This is a genomic window from Flavobacterium collinsii (assembly GCF_902804485.1).
Classification (GTDB): Bacteria; Bacteroidota; Bacteroidia; order Flavobacteriales; family Flavobacteriaceae; genus Flavobacterium; species Flavobacterium collinsii.
Window position 1 is genome coordinate 25,316 of the sequence record NZ_CADCST010000045.1, and the last position, 20,452, is coordinate 45,767.

Annotated in this window: 12 protein-coding genes; 7 read left to right on the forward strand and 5 right to left on the reverse strand. The window is 37.7% G+C overall.

The annotated features are described in order from the left end of the window. Positions 1–167 precede the first annotated feature (167 nt). Together FLA105534_RS00920 and FLA105534_RS00925 are read right to left on the reverse strand one after the other, a co-directional pair. Positions 168–1,088: a FecR family protein gene (locus FLA105534_RS00920; RefSeq protein ID WP_173964170.1), complete on the reverse strand. Its 921-nt coding sequence runs from the start codon at positions 1,086–1,088 to the stop codon at positions 168–170. 115 nt (positions 1,089–1,203) lie between these two features. Continuing rightward, the gene (locus FLA105534_RS00925) at positions 1,204–1,761 is read right to left on the reverse strand and encodes an RNA polymerase sigma-70 factor (RefSeq protein ID WP_173964171.1); all 558 of its coding nucleotides are present in this window, start codon (positions 1,759–1,761) and stop codon (positions 1,204–1,206) included. A 761-nt stretch (positions 1,762–2,522) separates the two neighbouring features. Between FLA105534_RS00925 and FLA105534_RS00930 the strand changes: the two genes are divergently transcribed. Then, a complete protein-coding gene (locus FLA105534_RS00930; protein WP_173964172.1) occupies positions 2,523–3,077 on the forward strand; it encodes a phage tail protein in 555 nt (184 codons plus the stop codon). 1 nt (position 3,078) lies between these two features. On the opposite strand, the gene FLA105534_RS00935 is transcribed toward FLA105534_RS00930, so the two are convergent. Continuing rightward, positions 3,079–4,098 carry an SAM-dependent methyltransferase gene (locus FLA105534_RS00935; RefSeq protein WP_173964173.1) on the reverse strand — a complete coding sequence of 340 codons (1,020 nt, stop codon included), beginning with the start codon at positions 4,096–4,098 and terminating at the stop codon, positions 3,079–3,081. Between the two features lie 87 nt (positions 4,099–4,185). Between FLA105534_RS00935 and FLA105534_RS00940 the strand changes: the two genes are divergently transcribed. Both FLA105534_RS00940 and FLA105534_RS00945 read left to right on the forward strand, forming a co-directional pair. Beyond that, a complete protein-coding gene (locus FLA105534_RS00940) occupies positions 4,186–10,476 on the forward strand; it encodes a T9SS type A sorting domain-containing protein (RefSeq protein ID WP_173964174.1) in 6,291 nt (2,096 codons plus the stop codon). Positions 10,477–10,529: 53 nt separating this feature from the next. Beyond that, complete coding sequence (locus FLA105534_RS00945) at positions 10,530–11,381, forward strand: porin family protein (protein WP_173964175.1); 852 nt, start codon at positions 10,530–10,532, stop codon at positions 11,379–11,381. A 93-nt stretch (positions 11,382–11,474) separates the two neighbouring features. Here the strand turns inward: FLA105534_RS00945 and FLA105534_RS00950 are convergent, their stop codons facing one another. Further along, positions 11,475–11,960: a JAB domain-containing protein gene (locus FLA105534_RS00950; RefSeq protein ID WP_173964176.1), complete on the reverse strand. Its 486-nt coding sequence runs from the start codon at positions 11,958–11,960 to the stop codon at positions 11,475–11,477. A 509-nt stretch (positions 11,961–12,469) separates the two neighbouring features. Between FLA105534_RS00950 and FLA105534_RS00955 the strand changes: the two genes are divergently transcribed. The 4 genes from FLA105534_RS00955 (at position 12,470) to FLA105534_RS00970 (ending at position 19,244) form a co-directional block, all read left to right on the forward strand. Next, the gene (locus FLA105534_RS00955) at positions 12,470–13,387 is read left to right on the forward strand and encodes a bestrophin family protein (RefSeq protein ID WP_173964177.1); all 918 of its coding nucleotides are present in this window, start codon (positions 12,470–12,472) and stop codon (positions 13,385–13,387) included. 31 nt (positions 13,388–13,418) lie between these two features. Continuing rightward, positions 13,419–14,102 (forward strand): response regulator transcription factor, encoded by a 684-nt coding sequence (locus FLA105534_RS00960; RefSeq protein ID WP_173964178.1) that lies wholly within the window; start codon positions 13,419–13,421, stop codon positions 14,100–14,102. 264 nt (positions 14,103–14,366) lie between these two features. Beyond that, on the forward strand, positions 14,367–15,734 hold the full coding sequence (locus tag FLA105534_RS00965) for an ATP-binding protein (RefSeq protein ID WP_246253137.1): 1,368 nt from the start codon (positions 14,367–14,369) through the stop codon (positions 15,732–15,734). Positions 15,735–16,028: 294 nt separating this feature from the next. Beyond that, positions 16,029–19,244 carry a TonB-dependent receptor gene (locus FLA105534_RS00970; RefSeq protein ID WP_173964179.1) on the forward strand — a complete coding sequence of 1,072 codons (3,216 nt, stop codon included), beginning with the start codon at positions 16,029–16,031 and terminating at the stop codon, positions 19,242–19,244. Between the two features lie 74 nt (positions 19,245–19,318). Here FLA105534_RS00970 and FLA105534_RS00975 read toward each other — a convergent pair whose 3' ends face one another. Continuing rightward, a complete protein-coding gene (locus tag FLA105534_RS00975; protein ID WP_173964180.1) occupies positions 19,319–20,449 on the reverse strand; it encodes an efflux RND transporter periplasmic adaptor subunit in 1,131 nt (376 codons plus the stop codon). Positions 20,450–20,452 lie beyond the last annotated feature (3 nt).

Below are 20,452 nucleotides of genomic sequence, written 5' to 3' on the forward strand. Positions count from 1 at the left end.
TTTTTAATTGTTTTTGATTATGGATCAGTTTTCTACGTAGATTTTTTTTTAATTGGATTGGTAACGAATTGTTCTCTGACGAATAGATACAGTTACTCCCACTAAATCGCATAGCGCTATACGAATGGTGTTGCTGTATGTTATGTTTCTTTTGCCCGTTCTACGATTTATCGTATCACATAATTCCCTGCTTCTACTTTATAATCGGCGTTGATGATGTTGCACACCAAAGCAACAACCTGTCCTACCGGAAGCTCTTTGAAATAAGCACTGATTTTTAAATTATTTAAATTCTTATTTCCAATTTCGACGGTTACATTATAATTCCGATTGATGGTTGCTATCACTTCCGCTAAAGGAGCATCTTCAAAAACGATAATATTTTTGCGCCAAAGCGAAATAGAATTCACCGGAACATCCTTGAAAGCCTGCAACTTGTTATCATGTGATTTAAAAACCACTTTTTGACCGGGAGTTACATATACGTTTTCTTCGGTGACGGTTGATTTTACATTTACTCTTCCGGTAAGAACCGAAACTTCCTGAGTCGTCTGATCCGGATAGGCTTGCACATTAAAACTGGTTCCCAGTACTTTTGTATCCATTTTAGCAGTATGAATAATAAAAGGATGTTTTTTGTCTTTGGCTACATCAAAAAAAGCTTCTCCCGTTAAATAAACTTCTCTCGTATCTCCTTTAAAGGCAAGAGGATACTTTACACGACTTCCCGCGTTAAGCCATATTTGGGTTCCATCGCTTAAAACTATTTTAGCATGTTCTCCCGCCTTGGTAGCGTATTGTCTCGAAATCGTTTTTACGGTTGATAAATAAAAAAAACAGGATAATCCCATTAAAAGAAAGAGAGAAGCTGCCATCGTCCAATTCCTATATTGAAGAAAAATAACCTTATCGGTTTTTTTTATTTGTTGAATCTCTTTTTTTAATTTCGAACGATCTGAGGTAATAGTCGCTATAGTATCAAAGATTTCTTCAGGGTGATTGTACCAGTTATTCCATAATTCTTCCCCATTTAGAGAAGGCTTACCTTCTAAAAAATGTTTTATATCTTGATTTAATTTTTCAGGCATTATAATGTGTTTATCTCTTTAATAGTATGTCTTAGAAATAGTATTTTCAGGTAGGTGACTAAGGTTACGCTTTTGTTAAGAAAAGAAAGCGCAACCTTACATTCGAAATCTGCTTTTAATTGAACTCGCCCAGATAGCTTCGCATAAACTTTAAAGCATAGGCAATATGATACTTTACTGTTTCGTGCGAAACATTTAGTTCTTCGGCTATTTCTTTGTTGGTATAATGCTTGATCCTGCTGAGAATAAAAACTTCTTTTGATTTTTTTGGAAGTAATAAAGTTGCTTTGTCGACTGCTTCCTGCAGTTCTTCATAATAAATGGAATCCTCAGTAGTGTTACTTCCGTTAAAATCATTTGTATTTCTATCTATAACCTCTTTCACATATTGGTCGGTAACAGTATGCGATTTTATATAGTCTAAAGTCACATATCGAACCGAGGTATAGATGTAAGCCGAAAATTTCTTTTGGATAACCAGAATCTTTCTCCTTTCCCAAATAGCAGTAAAAACTTCCTGAACAATCTCTTCAGAAACCGAAACCGATTTCATTCTGATATAAACAAAACGAACCAATACATCACGATAACGGAAATACAACTCATCAAATGCCTTGTCTTTTCCTTGTCTTAATAATTCAACAAGTTCCTCATCCGTAAACTTTTTATACATAATGCATCAGTTTTGAATGATTTGGCGAACAAATCGCTCTTACTAAAACGTCCATTCCTATTATGATACTGCGATGTATTCTTATTTTAAAAAATGACATATACTACAATTGTGTTGTTTTATAATATGTCTCCAAAATTAAAGCTGAGGGTAGGTCTGCAAGGTTACGTTTACATTAATAAAAAGCCTTTATTATAAAACATTATATTAACATCTGATGTGTTATGTTATGTAGGTCTTTAAATGACACTTTGTTAGGCACCGGCTTTGTAAAGTGTTACTTATTAAACCTGATAATATCGCTACTAATTATGAATTTGGTCAAGCATGTTATGCCTTACTGAAAACAAATTTCCTATTACTTTAATTCTGATGTTTCAATAGAACATCAAACTTGTATTATACTTCCTACAGCTATCAACTTTTTCTAGCTAAAAGAGATAAAACACCAGTAAATACAGTATGTGGTCTATTTTTAAGCGATTTGTGATTTTTCTATCCTCAATATATCTTTTTCCAACACAAATAAGATATTTCATGACAATAAAAACCCGCCTTATGACATATTTTTCAGTTTCGGTGCGGAAGATGTTTAGTTTTAACCTGTTTTAGAAGCGAAAAACAGGTAGAAACACCTGTTTTTGAGAGTTTTATATTTTATATCTTAGTTGAAATATAAAAATTGTCCTTTTATTTCTTAGTTACAAACACAAGTAATATCAAAAACAAATATAAACACTAACCTATTAACACTAAACACTATGGAAGAATTCATTGGAGTTGTAAAACTTTTTGCGGGAAATTTTGCCCCGAGAGGCTGGGCATTTTGTAACGGACAAATATTGTCAATTGCACAAAATACGGCATTATTCTCAATCCTTGGTACAACCTATGGAGGAAATGGTCAGACTACTTTCGCTTTACCAAATCTACAAGGTGCAACAGCTATTGGACAAGGAACTTCACCTGGAGGGACTTACGTTCTTGGACAAGCTGCAGGTACACCAAACGTTTCAATTTTAACAAGCAACCTTCCTGCTCACGTTCACGCAGGACCAGGTAAAATTTCTGTAAGTGCGGGAAATTCGACAGACTCAGTGCCCGTAGCAGGAGCCTCAATTGCAGTACCTGGAGCTCTTGTATCCAGAGTTTTCGCACCAACATTAGGTTTTGCAACTGCAACCCCAAGTGTTGATCTATTAAGCAATGTAACAACAGGTGCAACTGGTAGTAATCTTCCTATCTCAGTAATGCAGCCTTACGTAGCATTGTCTTATATCATTTGTTTAGAAGGAATTTTCCCTTCCAGAAATTAAACTAGTTAAGCACATTTTTTACATTATAAGACCATTTGGGTATATCGCTGAAGTCATACAAAAATTGAATTTCAGCATATTCAGTAAGACTATAAATAGAAGCAATGCAAAAAGGGTTTGTAATATAAGACTCCGCAGTTTTTAATTCGATGTCTTCAAATATCGTGATTTCAGTAAAAATGCACACATCAGGATAATTACTGAAATCAGCCGGCAAGTTATAAAAGTCACTTTTAAATTCTAAGTCCTGACTTGCATTGCCAAAAAGTTCTTTGCTTATTGTAAATAATCTATCTACAAATACACTATGAGGATAGGGCTGCATTTCATTGCGGCCCTTAACCTCTGTTTTAGCATCTTTAAGTGACGGCTCATGATCGAAAAAGGTAAAAGCCAAATCGATTTTGATTTCTTCGGGAATTAAAATTCCGTGTGAAGACAATTGCGAAACAATGTTTCGTGTAATCGCCACTTGCGGCTCTCGGGTAAGAGCATAATGCATCGTTTCGGAAATGGCCAAATCAATTGTAAACTCCTGTGGTTTTGTATACGTGATGGCATCTGTTTCGACTAATTCTAATGAATAATCGTTTAGACCGGTCACCGATAAAATATGATGTACAGATGCTATTGAAGCAGTATTGATATCTAACAAAATGGCTTTAATTCTATCTTTATGAAACAAGGGAAGTAAAGGAAGAATTAAAGTTGCATAAGGGCCACAACCCGCATAAAGAATATTAATACTTCTCTCAGGGAAATCATTACACAATTTTGTCAGAGCCTTATAAACGCCTTTTATGAAATAAACTGTGCGTAAATAATCGTCAACACAGTCTGCCGCACCAGAGCTTGACAAAGCAATGCCACCTTTAACAAGAACTTCGTTGTTCTCAAAGTGGTCAACTGTTGCGATTTTTTCATAAAATTCTGAAAGGTTTCGCGCACATGTGGTGTGTTCATCAATAGTATTTGACGCAATGATAGATTGAACAATAATCGTAAGCTCTTGTTTATACATGATACTCAATTTTAGTTAAAGCTTTAAAGTTGAAACTGGAAAAACAAATGTAAGAATACAAAATGATAAATCTAATATCAGTTAATTATGAAAAAATTCTACTTATTACTAATCCTACTGTTTTTTACGCTGCAGCAATTGACTGCGCAAACAGTAGAAACCTTTGAAAGTGTACCTACAGGTCAGCCCAACTTTGTAAGCAATGGTAAGACCTTTAACTTAACCAGCACTTATATTAATTTTACTAGTGTTCAGTTTGCAGGCCAAGGGTATAACGGTTCAAACAGATTTATACAGGTTACAGATGGTCCTACAACAGAAAGTCTAGGACAAAGCGGATTCATTACTGCAGCTACAGGAAGCTTTAAAATGAATAGTTTATGGATTTACCTTACAGGTACTTCTGGTCAGACCCCTAATAGTACCTTTGACGGCGCACCTGGTTCGGTTACCTTAATCGGGAAACTTGGTGGTGTAACGCAGTTCACGATTGTAAAAAACACAACCGGAGCTAACATAGGCGTTGCCTTACCTGGAAAGGGTTTTACCCCTGTCAACTTTGCGACAGACGGAGTTTCTAATTTTACCAATATCAACATTGACCAACTTGAAATTCAGCTAAGCGCCAATTACGATTATTTTGCAATTGATAATTTTACCTGGGTCGATGGTGTAGGTTTACCAGCAGTAACTACGACAACAGCTACAAATGTTGGTTCAACTAAAGCAATTATTGGAGGTAATGTAACTGCAGATGGCGGAGATGTCAGCGTAGAAAGAGGAATCGTTTGGGCAGTAACAGCAAACCCAACTATCGCAAACAATAAATTTCAAATAGGAACCGGAAGTGGAATTTTTAGTAATACCGTAACAGGGCTTACTGCCGGTTCGACTATTCACTACAGAGCTTATGCAAAGAATAGTGCAGGAACAGCTTATGGTGCCGAATCAACATTTGTTACATCAGCAGCTTTAAGCACTTCTTCGACCTCATTTACCAATATCAGCTGTAATGCCGGTACAAATGGATCGGCTACAGTGGTTGCAACAGGAGGCGTTCCTCCTTATACCTATTCATGGTCACCAGCTGGTGGTACCGGAGCATCAGCTACCGGGTTGTCAGCAGGATCTTATACAGCCACTATTACAGATGCAGAATTGGTACAAATTACCAGACCTTTTACATTAATAGCCCCTCCTGCACTAAATGGAACTCCTTCGGTTACAAATGTATCTTGTTTTGGATCGTCAAATGGTACAGCTACCATTACTCCGTCAGGAGGAACTCCAGGCTATACTTACAACTGGTCTAACGGAGCTACGACTGCTTCTGCAACCGGACTTGCCGCAGGAACTTATAGTGTTACTATTACAGATGCTAACGGCTGTCCAAAAACGATAACTGGTATTGTTGTAGGGCAACCAGCAACAGCTTTAAACGGGACGACTTCTACTACTTCTGTCTCTTGCTTTGGATTGGCAAATGGTACAGCTACTGTTACTCCAACGGGCGGAGTACCTGGTTATACCTATTCTTGGTCTCCATCAGGAGGTACTGCAGCAACTGCATCAGGGCTTACAGCAGGAACTTACAGTGTTACGATTACGGATGGGAATGGCTGTCCAAAAACGATAACCGGTATTGTCGTAGGACAACCAGCTGCCGCTCTTGATGGAACATCTTCTACTACATCAGTTTCTTGTTTTGGAGGATCAAATGGTACAGCTACTGTTGTTGCATCGGGAGGAACTCCGGGTTATACTTATTCATGGTCACCATCTGGCGGTACTGCAGCAACTGCTTCAGGACTTCAGGCAGGAACTTACAGCGTTACCATAACAGATGCTAACGGTTGTCCAAAAACGATAACCGGTATTGTTGTTGCACAGCCCGCAGCTTCCCTTAATGGGTCTATAAGCACCACTTCAGTTTCTTGCTTTGGAGCTTCTACCGGTTCTGCAACTGTGAGTGCTTTTGGAGGAACTCCGGGTTATACTTACAACTGGTCCAACGGAGCCACCACTGCTACTGCATCTGGACTTACAGCAGGAATTTATAGTGTTACCATCACTGATGCTACTACTATATGTTCCAGAACAATCAATAATATTATAATAGGAACGGCTACACCTATCCTTGCACATCCAACTCAGGTTAATGTAAGCTGTAATGGTGGCGCTAATGGTTCAGCATCAGTTGCGCCTACTGGCGGAGCGGGTTCTTATACCTATCTTTGGTCTAATAGTGCTACAACCGCATCAATAAACGGTCTTTCACAAGGAACATACAGTGTAGTTATAAAAGACGCTAACAACTGTACGGTTACACAAAACTTTTTCATTACTCAACCTACAACCCTAATAGCTTCTCAGGGTACATTCACTAGTCCGACTTGTAATAATGCAACTAACGGTAGTGCAACTGTAGTCGCTTCAGGCGGAACCCCTGGATATACCTATTCATGGACACCTACCGGAGGTACTGCAGCAACAGCTACTGGTTTAGCGGCCGGCACTTATACAGTAACGGTTACAGATGCAAATGATTGTAGTACTACACAATCTTTCATTCTTACCAACCCTCCTGCATTTTCAGTAACAACTTCGCAAACTGATATTTTATGTAACGGAGATGCAACAGGAAGCGCAGGCGTAGTTGTAAGTGGCGGAACTGCACCTTACACCTATTCATGGTCACCATCTGGCGGTACTGCTGCTACAGCTACAGGATTAATTGCCGGTACTTATACGGTAACCATCACAGATGCTAATATCTGTCCAACAACCAGAACTTTCATTCTAACGCAGCCTTTAACCCCTTTAGTAGCTTCACAAGGTCCAATTACTCATGTGAATTGTCATGGAGATGCAACCGGAGCTGCTACTGTAAGTGCAACCGGAGGAACAGGAGCTTACACCTATTCATGGTCACCATCAGGAGGCACTGCTGCTACAGCTACAAATTTAACAGCCGGCACTTATAACGTAACTGTTACAGACGTCAATAACTGTTCTACTATACAAAGCTTTACGATCAATCAACCAGCGGCAATACTTAGTGCTTCAACTGCGACCACAGATGTTAGTTGTTTTGGAAACACAAATGGTAGCGCAACGGTGACTCCAAGCGGAGGAACACCTGGATACTCTTATGTATGGGCACCATCAGGAGGTACTGCAGCTACAGCTACAGGATTGTCATCCGGTACTTATACTTGTACCATCACAGATAGTAAAGGGTGTAGCTTAATCAAAACAATTGTAATAGGTACGCCAACTGCATTAGTAGCTACAATATCAAAAACAGATCTATTATGTAACGGTGACAGCAATGGTTCGGCTACAGTAAATGTAACCGGAGGTACACCTGGATATACTTATGTATGGACTCCAACAGGAGGAAATGCTGCAACAGCTTCAGGATTATCAGCCGGAACTTATACGGTTACAGTGACGGATGCAAATGGTTGTTCAACTACTGCAAGTACTACTTTAAATCCACCAGCGGCTTTAACAGCAACAACATCACAAACAGATGTTTTATGTAATGGAACAGCAACCGGAACAGCTAGTGTAACCGTTTTAGGAGGAACTGGAGCTTATACTTATGCATGGTCTCCGACAGGAGGTACTGCGGCTACAGCTACAGAGTTAGCAACCGGAAACTACAGCTGTTTAATTACAGATGCTAACGGTTGTTCTATCACCAAAACATTCTTTATTGATCAGCCGGCAGTACTAGCTGCAACGACATCTAAAGTAGATGCCACTTGTTCGACTACAGGTCAGGCTACCGTAAATCCAACTGGCGGAGTACTTCCTTTTACTTACCAATGGTCATCAGGAGCTACAACAGCCACTGCTACAGGCTTAACAGCTGGAAACTATACCTGTACCATCACAGACGGAAACGGATGTACCAATACGCAAAGCGTAACCATTAATACAACCAACACTTTAGTAGCGGTCGTTAATAAAACTGATGTTTTATGTAATGGCGGTAACACAGGTTCTGCAACGGTAACACCATCAGGTGCTCCTGGTCCATTTACTTATGTATGGGCTCCTTCAGGAGGTTCTAATGCTACCGCCAACAATCTTACTGCCGGTAACTATACTGTAACTATTACGTCTGCAAACGGTTGTTCTATTGTTAAAAATATTACTATTGGCGAACCTACTCCTTTGATAGTTGTGCCAACACAAACAAATGTAGCTTGTAATGGAGGTACTACTGGAGCTGCTTCTGTAACAGTAACTGGAGGAACAGGTGCTTATACTTTTGTATGGTCTCCTACCGGAGGTACTGCAGCTACAGCTACAGGATTAACTGCAGGTACTTATGTTGTAACTATTACAGATGGTAATGGCTGTAACGTGACACAAAATTTCAATATTACGCAACCAACGGCAGTTGGTGGAACTATAGTTGCAACAAATGTTACTTGTAATGGGGCAAATAATGGCTCTGCTACTGTAACTGCAACTGGAGGAACAGGTGCTTATACTTATGTATGGTCTCCTACCGGAGGTACTGCAGCTACAGCTACAGGATTGGCTCCTGGTAACTACGCTGTTTTAATCACCGATGCAAATTCTTGCACAACAACAGTAAGTACTATTATAACCCAACCTACTGTAGTAGTAGCAAGCATATCATCTCAAACGAATATCTCCTGCAACGGACTAAGTGATGGTGCTATAAATGTAACTGTAACCGGCGGTACCCTTCCTTACACCTATTTATGGTCTAATGGTAGTACAACCAAAAATATTAGCGGATTAGCAGCAGGAACTTATACGTTAACTGTTACTGATGCCAACAGTTGTACCGCTACACAAACTGTGACTTTAATTACAACTCCGGATGTAACAGCGCCAGTACCAAATCTGGCAACTCTCCCTGTAATTACAAATTCTTGTGCTGTTTTATCGGCTCAAATTCCAGTTCCAACTGCAACCGATAATTGCAGCGGTAGTATCACGGCAACAACAACAAGTCCGTTAAACTACAATACACCGGGAACTTATACCATTACATGGAAATATACTGATGCAAGTGGAAACTCTAGTACACAAACACAAACTGTACAAGTACTGAATTCAGCACTTCAACAAGTAACCTTTAGCAATGCGACATTTACCTATGACAAAAATCCACATGCGGTGCAAGTTGCTAATTTACCGTCAGGAGCGACTGTTACTTATTCCATCGCACCTTCAGGTTCAGGAAACTCAGCAACAAATGCGGGGACTTATACAGTTACTGCCGTAGTATCTCCTTCAACAAGTACACCAAATTGTTTACCAATTACGCTTACTGCACAACTTACGATTCAAAAAGCAGCACAGCAAATTACTTTTCCAATATTGGGAATAAAAACTCTTGGAGGATCAAATACTTTCAATCTGGGGGCTACTGCCAGTTCAGGTCTAACGGTAAACTATGCCTTTACCTATAAAACTGCGTTACCTCCTGCTACTGTCGCTCCATTAACTGGTGTAGTAAATATGTTAAGACCTGGAGAAGTAACAATTGTAGCCGCTCAGGCTGGTGACAACAATTATTTACCTGCTCCGGATGTTACACAGCTATTGGTAATCAAAAACAACGACATTACCGTTACTCAAATTACCATTGGAACTAAAGTATACCCTAATCCGGCTAAGACTCTTAACTACCTAATGGGATGTGACGAAAACAACGTAAATGTAGCACTGACCAATACAACGAATGCAACCTTTACTCCATCGGCTAATTTTACCATTAATACTCCTAAACCGGGAATTTATGCGCAAAATGTAACAGTTACTTCTGAAGATGGAAGTACAAGTGCTACATATGCTATAACTGTTGAAAAACCATTTGGATTCTATGATATCGTACACCAAAAATTCAATAATGTACTTATCGTAAACAACAATCCTCAAACCAATGGAGGTTACGAGTTTGTTTCGTACCAATGGTTTAAAAATGGACAATTAATTGGTACAAACCAATACTTTTCAGCAGGAGACGATCTGGCGAATAAATTAGATCTAACTGCCGACTACAGTGTAAAAATGACTACTAAAGATGGTAAGGTATTGCAAACATGCCCTGCTAAAATTAAGACACAGAAATCACTTGAGGTCAAATTGTATCCAAATCCGGTTGAAACAGGAAAAATGCTTACTGTAGATGCTGATTTACCAGAAGGTGATTTAGAAAACATGCAAATAAGTCTTTACTCTGTTACTGGTAAACTACTTACAACAATGAAATCATCTACTGCTCAAACACAGGTACAATTACCTCCAAGTACTGAAAGTAATATGGTTCTTGTAGTTATTGAGTCAGGCAATATCAAAAAGTCATTCAAAGTAATTGTAAAATAAACAAAATCATGCCAGTACCACTTCAAAATGGTACTGGCTAATACAACTTTAAGATGAAAAAATATATCAGTACCTCTATAAAATCTATAGCTACAGTTACGGCGTTTTTAGCGATATGCCTCCAGGGCTATAGTCAGGACAAAAAACAGGAAATATCGATCTCCGTCGCAGGACCCGGTTCTTTTCTAAAGTACAGTGGCGGTGGTACTATCGTACCCGGAAACGGAATTAGTGCAGGAATCAGATACTCCTATTATTTAAACGAAGGCTTAAGCATTGGAATTGGAGCCGAGTACCAATCCTATAATTCTGATGCAAAGTACGCTTCTTTTAGTGGACAATATGTTACTAAAGATGCCGAAAATGAAACCTTTCAGTTTAGATACAAAGCCACTAACTTCAGAGAAGAACAAAGTCTAAGTTACATAAATGTTCCAATCGCAATTCAATTTGAAACTCCGGGGACTACTCAATTGTACGTTGCTGCAGGTGCTAAAGTAGGATTTGCGATTAAAGGATGTTATCAAAGTACCTTTCAAAACCTTACTACAAGCGGTTACTATCCGCAATACAATGTAGAATTATTTAACCCTGCGTTTGCCGGTTTTGCAAGTACTAATGATTTAAAAACCAGCGAACAGGATTTAGATACTAAAGTGTCCTACTCTGCTACATTTGAAACAGGTGTAAAACAAAAGATTGGAAACAGAACTTCATTCTATCTCGGTGCTTATATCGATTATGGTCTAAATAACATCTACAATAAAAATGGAGACAAAAATCTGGTTCAGTACAATCCGGAACTTCCTGTGCAGCTACAATACAACAGCGTATTGGATTCTCCATCCGTCAACAATGTCAGACTAGTTTCTTATGGACTTAAACTGAGATTTGCTTTACGTTAATTATCAAATAAAAATATTAAACAACTACTTTTCCCGCTCGGGAAAAATTAAAAAAGTCGGTTTCTTGGGGGAAATCGGCTTTTTTTTTATGGATTAAAAACCATCTTCAAAAAAATTACCGTTATCCGCAAAAGAATAATAACTTTCCAAAGTAATAATTAAATGATCAACCAATTTAATATCTAAAAGAGCAGCTGCTTCGTTAACTTTTTTTGTAAATAATCGATCAGCAATTGAAGGCAGCGTTTTACCCGAAGGATGATTATGAATCATAATAAAAGCAGATGCATTTGCCTTAATTACTGAAGCAAACAATAATTTAAGATCTACCGAAATTCCCGATGTACCCCCCGAAGATACTTCGTAAACCCCTAGTACCTTATTTGAACGATTGAGCAAAAAAACTTTACACTGTTCGAAGAACTCAATTTTCCCCATGTCCCAAACTTTCAAAGCTAGTTCATAAGCTGTTTTAGAGGATGAAAGATGAGGTCGTTCCGAAACTCTTACTTTATTCTTATAAATCAATTCAATTTCGGAAGCAATTTTCCAATCTTGTTTTTCATTCTTCGATTTCATAATTATTCATATATGTAATTTTCAAAATACATCTCTAGCCGATCGCCATTGAAAGAATAAAACAAATGTAAGAAAACATATTACAAACGCGCACTTTCGTGCGCATTTAAATTTTCTGAATTGCCTTACTTTGCTATGATGACTGAAATTAATATCAAAATTTGTTTTTATATTTACGAGAACTGGATTAAAACTTATAAATCCCAGAGGTCATTTGCATTAGATCACAATGTAGAAGAAAGTATAGTTAGAAAAATAAAAAGCACAGCTCTTCAACTAGATAATTCAAACTACAATATTCCAGTAAATACTTTAGAAAAAATTTGTAACGGTAGAAATATTAGACTTTCTGAATTTTTCAAATTGATTTCTGAATGACAAAGTCTCAATAAGGGCGAAAGATCAAACTCCAATCTATACATCACGTTTAATCCTTATATATTTCTATCATTTTTTGTTTGAGGGCGCACTTTTAATTACTTTTATGGTATTAAATCTAATCACCATCAATGATTATAAAGAAAAAGAATACCTGGTTTAAAATGCTCTTTGAATGGCGAGGTTCCGTTTTGCCACAGCTTCTCCCTAGACTTTTATTATTACTGCTGTTTTCCTTTGTCGTCGTTTATTTTAAACCCTGGCTCCTTCACTATAATCTGCACATCAATCCTGCTATTTTTACATTATTTGGAATTGCACTGGCCATTTTCCTCGGTTTTAGAAACAGTGTGAGTTACGATCGTTTTTGGGAAGGACGAAAACTTTGGGGTGCATTACTCAACGATACCCGATCTCTTGCCCGACAAAGCATCACTCTTGTCCCAGACAAAGAATACGATGCCAAACGCGAAAAATTCACTAATTTGCTTATTTCATTTGTATACAGTCTCAAACATCAGCTTCGGGAAACCAATTCTGATGCCGATATGAGTCGATTACTACCCAAAGAGTTTGCCGACCAATTAAGAGAAACTCGCTATAAACCAATACTTATCTTAAGAGAATTGGGACTTTGGGTAAAAGATGCCAAAGCTGAAAATAAAATAGACAGTGTTACACAACTGGCTTTTGAAGAAAATCTCAATAAACTGTCCGATATTGTTGGTGGATGTGAGCGAATTGCCGGTACACCTATCCCCTACACCTACAGTGTATTATTACACCGAACGGTTTATATTTATTGCTTTTTATTGTCTTTTGGTTTTGTCGAAACTATGGGCTGGATTACACCGTTTATCATTGTTTTTATTGCTTATACTTTTGTGGCGTTGGAAGCCATTGCAGACGAACTCGAAAATCCATTTGGTCTGCAGCCTAACGATCTTGCTCTCGATGCAATGTCTGAAATGATCGAAAACACCTTATTAGAATTAAACGATAAAAAAATAAATCCGGTAACGCATCATAAAAATTACTTTATTACCTAAAGAGGAATCACACCTCAATTATATTTCGAATATGAACAGAGTGTTATTAGTTGAAGACGATCCCAGAGTTGCATCATTTATCACAAGAGGATTAGAAGAACATTTGTATGAAGTTAAAACCATTACCAAAGGTTTTGAAGCCATCAAAGAGGTCATGGAAAACGAGTACAATATCATTATTCTTGATATCATGCTTCCGGACATTACCGGCTTTGAAGTTTGCGAAGTTTTACGAAGCAGAAAAATTATAGTGCCTATCCTAATTTTAAGTGCACTCGATACACCACAGGAAAAAGTAAAAGGTTTACAATCCGGAGCCGACGATTATCTCGCCAAACCCTTTTTGTTTGAAGAACTTTTGGCCCGAATTAATGCACAGCTTCGTCGTGCCGAATTTAGTACCGGAATTCTCGATTTTCAGTCGTATGCCGGAATCGAAATTAATATGAAAGAACAAAGTGCCACAAGAGACGGCAAAGAGCTCAACCTTTCGTCAAGAGAACTCAAACTCCTGATTTTCTTTATGAAAAATCGCGAAACGGCCTTATCAAGAGTGGCCATTGCACAGGCGGTCTGGAACATTGATTTTGACAGTACCTCTAATACTGTTGACGTGTACATTAATTACCTGCGAAATAAAATCGACAAGAACTTCCCTACTCCACTTATTCATACGATAAAAGGAACCGGGTATATGTTGAAGCAGAAGAGTTGAAAGAGTAAAGAGTAAAGAGTAAAGAGTAAAGAGTAAAGAGTAAAGAGTAAAGAATAAAGAGTGAAGAATAAAGAGTGAAGAATAAAGAGTGAAGAATAAAGAGTGAAGAGTGAAGAGTGAAGAGCAAAGATTAAAAATTTGCTGAATCTGGTAACCCGAGCGATAGCGAACAGGCGAAGCAATCTGCGAGAGGAAATAAATACATCGCTATTCCTACTTATTTTGAATTATGTTCCCATATATTAAAAACAGACCTAAAGCGTTATGAATCTTAAAAATAAATTAGCGGTAAATTCTACCCTGCTTTTTGCTTTTATCGTCGGATTACTGATGACCGGATCATTCCTGCTTTTCAGAAGTCATATGAAAGATCTTTATTATGACAATCTGGAAGATCATGCCTTGACCGCTGCTTTATTTTATTTTAAGAAGGATGAAATAAAAGAATTTACAAACGAACGATACCATGAGATTGAAGTTCAATACCACCGAATCAATAATGAATCCATTCGGGTTTACGATGCTAAAACCAAAAAATTATACTTAAAAGATTCAATTGATATTGAGCTTAGCGACCATGAACTGAATAGTATTGTAAAAAACAAAATAGAATCGTTTACCATAAAGAACAGGCAGTTTGTAGGTTTATTTTACAAAGACAATCAGGGCGATTTTATAATTGTAGTCTCTGGTATCAATCACACCGGTAACCGACAGCTTGAGATTCTGGGTCTAATGTTTATCCTTTTTTACCTGGCAGGCATTCCCCTAAATTATCTTTTGGGAACATTTTTAGCCAAACAAACCTTCCGTCCATTTAAAGAAGTCATTGCAAAAGTAAATACCATCACCACCGAAAATCTGCATTCGAGATTAGAAGTGCAGCAAGCTCAGGAGAAAGATGAAATTAAAGAACTTGTAACCACTTTCAATTATCTCTTAGAAAGACTTGAAACCGGTGTGATGACGCAGAAAAATTTTCTAAAAAACGCCTCACACGAGCTCAAAACTCCCTTGACCATCATCATTGGTGATATTGACGTATCCCTGCAACAACCCAGAACCAACGAGCAATATGAAGAAATTTTAAAATCTCTTAAAAAAGACACACTGCATTTAAAATCAACCTTAGATGGTCTTCTGGTACTATCGGGACTTCAGCTGTCTGAACCTCAGCAAATGGAAACCATAAGGATTGATGAAATACTATGGAATGTACTGGAGAAAAAAGCAATTGAATACCCCGAATCTAAAGTATCAGTAGATCTAAGTGCTTTAGCCGATCGTGAAAATTTACTTTCGGTTCATGCCAATAAACATATGCTTTTTATAGTCCTTTACAATATTATAGACAATGCAATTAAGTTTTCATCTCCAAAACCGGTAAATATTTTAACTTTCTCTGAGCACAATAAACTTTTAATACAAATTACAGATCAGGGTTCCGGAATTTCAGAACAGGACAAAGAATCTATTTTTGATCTTTTTTTCAGAAGCGACCATACCCGCCACATACAAGGACAAGGTTTAGGTCTCTTCATTACCATGCAGATACTCAAACTGCATCATATTAATGTTAGAGTAGATTCTGAAGTTGGAAAAGGTACTTCTGTTACCTTAATATTTCCATAATCTGATTCGTTTCTCTGCTATAGTAGCAGGACTTAATCCAGTCTGTTTTTGCAGTTGGTAACCTTTACTTAACACTCTAATCTTTCTTTAATCTACTTTAAATACAACTCTAATCCGTTTGTTTTTAACAATTTACACAAATCATTGATTTTAAAGACCGAAAAAAATCTACAAACCTAACAGCTTGATAATTTTAAATTAACACTAACTCTTTTTATCATTTTAAGTTAACAAAAGCGTTAAATCCGATCGGAGCAAACTGAGTTTCTTTGTCAAATAAAAACTCAAAAATCAATGACAAAACTAAAACTCATTTTTTCGGCTGTAATGCTCCTTGTTATGGGAAACATTTTTGCTCAGATTACCACCTCTTCATTATCTGCAAAAGTTAATGATGGTACAAGCCCGCTTACGGGTGCAGATGTTACTTTAACTCATTTACCTACTAATGCAGTGTACAAAGCTGTAACTGACAAACAAGGTAGATTTAGTTTCGAAAATTTAAATGCCGGCGGACCTTATGAATTAGAAATTAAAAGTTCTGCTACTAAAGACTACTCTAATGCACAAATACACTTAGCACTTGGCGATAATGACCTGCCGGTGATAGTGGTTGGCAAAGCAGACAACAATGTACTGGAAGAAGTTGTGATTACAAGTTCTAAACCCTCTTCTAAAAATAACGGAACGAATATTAATGAAAAACAGGTCAATGGTCTTCCGTTAATCAATCGCGGGATTCAGGATGTGACAAAATTAGTTCCTCAAAGTTCCAACAACTCTTTTGCCGGTACCAATTTCAGATACAACAACGTCACGATCGATGGTTCAATCAACAATGATGCGATTGGTTTTAGTCCGTCTTTAGGGGGACAATCAGGAACTTCAGGAATGCCGGGAAGCAGTACACGTTCCAACTCTATAAGTCTTGATGCTATACAGGATATTCAGGTTTATATTGCTCCTTACGATATTAAATTAGGAAACTTTTTAGGAGGAAGCGTTAATGCTGTTACCAGAAGTGGTAGCAACAATGTTACGGGATCGATTTACAGTTACGGAAGAAACGCAGCTATTACAGGTCGTAACAATGCCGGCGACGGTTCTAAAATGCCAAATTCTTTTGGTGATTATCAAATTGGATTCCGATTAGGTTTACCGATTGTAAAAGATAAATTGTTCTTCTTTACGAATATGGAATATGCCGAAAGAACTGATCCTATATTTTACAATGCAGGACAAACCGATTCTAACGGAAAACTGACTTCATTGGTAGACAACACTACCGCACAACAAATCTCAGACTTCGTAAAAACAAACTACGGATTTGACACCGGAACTTTCGGTGGGTACAACAACTTTGCAAAAAGTCAAAAATTCTTCAACAAATTAGATTGGAAAATTAATGAAAAACACTCGTTATCATTAAGAAACAATACCGTTATCTCACAGGCTTCTAACTTAGAGCGTGATGCGGCAAATTTCAGATTTTCAAGCATGGATTTCACGCAAAAAAACCAATCCATCAGTACAGTTTTAGAACTTAAAAGCCATTTTAACAGCCAATGGTCCAACTCGTTCATCGCAAGTTACTCGGCTATAAAAGATTATCGCGATCCAAAATCAAGCAATATCATGTTTCCCCAAACAGAAATTGGATATAATGGCGGAACCATCTTTTTAGGAAACGATCGTGAAGCAACGGTGTTTAATATGAAACAAAATACAGCCGAAATCACAGACAACCTTACCTATAAAACCGGAAATCATACTTTATTATTTGGTACACACAATGAGTTCTACGACATCAATTACGGATTCGTAAATGCCCTTAACGGAAGGATATCCTACAAATCTCTGGCAGATTTCTACAACAAACTTCCTACCCGTGTTCGTGGAACTTATCCTTTTGACGGTTCAACAAGAGATCAAATCTTCAACAATCCTTATGCACAGTTTAAAGTAAACCTTTACAGTGTTTATGTACAGGACGAAATTAGAATTGGAAACAAGTTAAAAGTTACTCCAGGTGTAAGAATTGATTATACTGACTTGCCTAATAAACCAAAATTAAGCCCGCAGGTACAAAATTCTCCAGCTGATCCTAATTACGGTAACACGTATACATACACACCATTGAGCCAAATTAAAAACAACTTCTTCAGTACAGCATTGGTTTCGCCAAGAATTGGATTTACTTACAATGTAGACGAAGATAAAACACTTGTTATTCGTGGCGGATCAGGAGTATTTACCGGAAGAATTCCATTTGCATGGCTAGGATATGCTTACTACAATGATGGTGTAGGTTACGGAAGTTATGACAAAAACAACCTTACTCCAGCACAAGTTGCTGCGGCTGGAGATCCTTTGGCTGCAAACGGATTAAACGGTTATCACGATGCAACGCCAAAAGTACAGGCCGATTTAGTGGATAACAAATTTAAAATGCCGGCAGTGTTGAGAAACTCACTTGCAATCGATAAGATCATCAACGGTTATAAATTTACCACCGAAGGTATTTATACCAAAGTAATTCGTGACCTGGAATTTCAACAAGTGAATAAGACTGATAACCCGACTTATTTTTCTTATGATACCAACCACCAGATGCCAATTTATGCAGCCAATATAAATCCTGCATTTTCAAATGCGTATTTATTATCAAACACCAACAAAGGATACCGATACAGTATTACGGAGATGATCTCAAAAACGTATGATTTTGGTCTTAACTTTATGGTGGCTTATACCTACGGAAATTCTAAAGATATTACTAATGGAATCCGTAACTCGATGGAAAGTAACTTCCAGATGAACCAGTCGTTAACACCAAATAATCCACAATTAGCAACTTCAAACTTCAATATCAAGCACAGAATTGTTTCAAATGTTGGATATGCTGTAAAAGTGGCCGATAACAATACCTTCTCAGCAAATGTATATTTCAATGCTCAATCCGGAAATCCGTTTTCATGGGGATTTGTAAACTCTACAATTGCAGGAACAGGTCAGGCAGCAGGATTGGCTTATATCTTCAAAGATGCAGCAGAAGCAGCGAAATACATTGGTGTAAATGCAGCAGGAGTTCCATCGGCTACAGCAGCGCAGCAGGTAGCAGATTACGAAGCTTTTATCAATGGAAATGATTATTTAAAAAGCAGAAGAGGAAACTTCACAGAAAGAAACGGTGCCACTACACCATGGAACATACAAGCTGATTTGAAATTAATGGATGAAATCAAAATTAATAAAGCAGGTGCTTTACAGCTTTCATTCAGCATAGCAAATGTTGGAAACCTGATTAATAAAGATTGGGGAAGAAGCTATTTTGTTCCAAACACTTACAATTCAACGGCAAATCTTGGGTTAACAAAATCAGGGAATTTAGGCGGAGTTGCTACTGGCGATCCAACTTATACTTTCCAGAAACCTTCGACATCACCTTATACTGTAGATCAGTTAGCCTCAAGATTCCAAGGACAATTTGGAGTGAGGTATACGTTCTAAAGATTGTGTTTTATTTTTTTATTATCCCCCAGTTCCAATCCCTATGGAGCTGGGGGATTCTTTTTAACTTAAAATTACTGCTCTCCTCCGTTTCTGAAAGCCATCAAAAGCGTGTAAGCATTTTTGATTACAATATCCGAAGAAGTATCGATAGCCGAAGATTTGATTTGACGATATCCTTCACTGGCAGTACCTAATTCAATTGGAAGCATTTTAAAATTGTGCCCGCCAGTTTTCAAAAAAACAAAAAACTTACCCTGCCATCTTACCACGGCATCTTCCGGAACTGTAAGAGCTTTTTCATTATCAAATTCTGCCTCGGCATTAATAAAAAGTCCCGGAATTAATGACTTTTCATATTGATTCACTTTACAAATCACCTCTGCTGCACGATCGTCATTCAGACTTTGATTGATGTAAGCAATTTTTGCCTTGTACTTTTTAGACGGATTAGCATTAGTGAAAGCCGTAACGACCTGCCCGACTGAAAGCAGTTGTATGTCTTTTTCAAAAACATTCATCATCAGGACAATGTCGCTCATTTCGATTAACTCAAAAAGCATGTCGGTCGCTGAAATGTATTTTCCCACATTCACATTGATCTTAGCAACCAACCCATTGATTGGTGAATGAATCACAACCGTTTTGCTTATCGTTGAAGCGGTGAGTTTTTTGACATTAATCCCTAACAACCCCAGTTTTTGGGCTAACGATGACATATAAATGTGTTGTGTCTGCATCTCAGTTGCATTCTGTTCCAATAGTTTATCACTACTTGCTTTCTTAGCATTAAGTTCCTTTTGTCGGTTAAACTCACTTTGAGCCAGTTGAAATTTTTCTTTCGCGGTAAGATAATCCTGTTGCAATTGTATGTATTGCATGTCCTCGACTACCGCCAATACTTGCCCTTTTCTAACATGCATACCTGTCATTAAATCCGTTTTTTTGATGTAACCTCCTAAAGGAATACTCACTGTTACAACACTCTTCGGAGGTACCGTCACTGTTCCCTGAAGCTGTAATATTCCTTTTACTGTTCTTTCTTCAGGATGACCAACAACCAATTTTGCATTTTGGATCTGTGCATCGCTTAATTGAATACTGTTTTCGGGTGTTAGTACTTTTTTACTTTGTGGTTCTTTTTTGTCGCTCTGGCAGGAAACCAGGCATAGAAAAACAAAAATGATACTGCTATATATTTTCATTAT

Bases quoted from the DNA above. Each gene is read 5' to 3' on its own strand.
- FLA105534_RS00920 (WP_173964170.1), bottom strand. From the start codon at position 1,088: ATGCCTGAAAAATTAAATCAAGATATAAAACATTTTTTAGAAGGTAAG.
- FLA105534_RS00925 (WP_173964171.1), bottom strand. From the start codon at position 1,761: ATGTATAAAAAGTTTACGGATGAGGAACTTGTTGAATTATTAAGACAA.
- FLA105534_RS00930 (WP_173964172.1), top strand. From the start codon at position 2,523: ATGGAAGAATTCATTGGAGTTGTAAAACTTTTTGCGGGAAATTTTGCC.
- FLA105534_RS00935 (WP_173964173.1), bottom strand. From the start codon at position 4,098: ATGTATAAACAAGAGCTTACGATTATTGTTCAATCTATCATTGCGTCA.
- FLA105534_RS00940 (WP_173964174.1), top strand. From the start codon at position 4,186: ATGAAAAAATTCTACTTATTACTAATCCTACTGTTTTTTACGCTGCAG.
- FLA105534_RS00945 (WP_173964175.1), top strand. From the start codon at position 10,530: ATGAAAAAATATATCAGTACCTCTATAAAATCTATAGCTACAGTTACG.
- FLA105534_RS00950 (WP_173964176.1), bottom strand. From the start codon at position 11,960: ATGAAATCGAAGAATGAAAAACAAGATTGGAAAATTGCTTCCGAAATT.
- FLA105534_RS00955 (WP_173964177.1), top strand. From the start codon at position 12,470: ATGATTATAAAGAAAAAGAATACCTGGTTTAAAATGCTCTTTGAATGG.
- FLA105534_RS00960 (WP_173964178.1), top strand. From the start codon at position 13,419: ATGAACAGAGTGTTATTAGTTGAAGACGATCCCAGAGTTGCATCATTT.
- FLA105534_RS00965 (WP_246253137.1), top strand. From the start codon at position 14,367: ATGAATCTTAAAAATAAATTAGCGGTAAATTCTACCCTGCTTTTTGCT.
- FLA105534_RS00970 (WP_173964179.1), top strand. From the start codon at position 16,029: ATGACAAAACTAAAACTCATTTTTTCGGCTGTAATGCTCCTTGTTATG.
- FLA105534_RS00975 (WP_173964180.1), bottom strand. From the start codon at position 20,449: ATGAAAATATATAGCAGTATCATTTTTGTTTTTCTATGCCTGGTTTCC.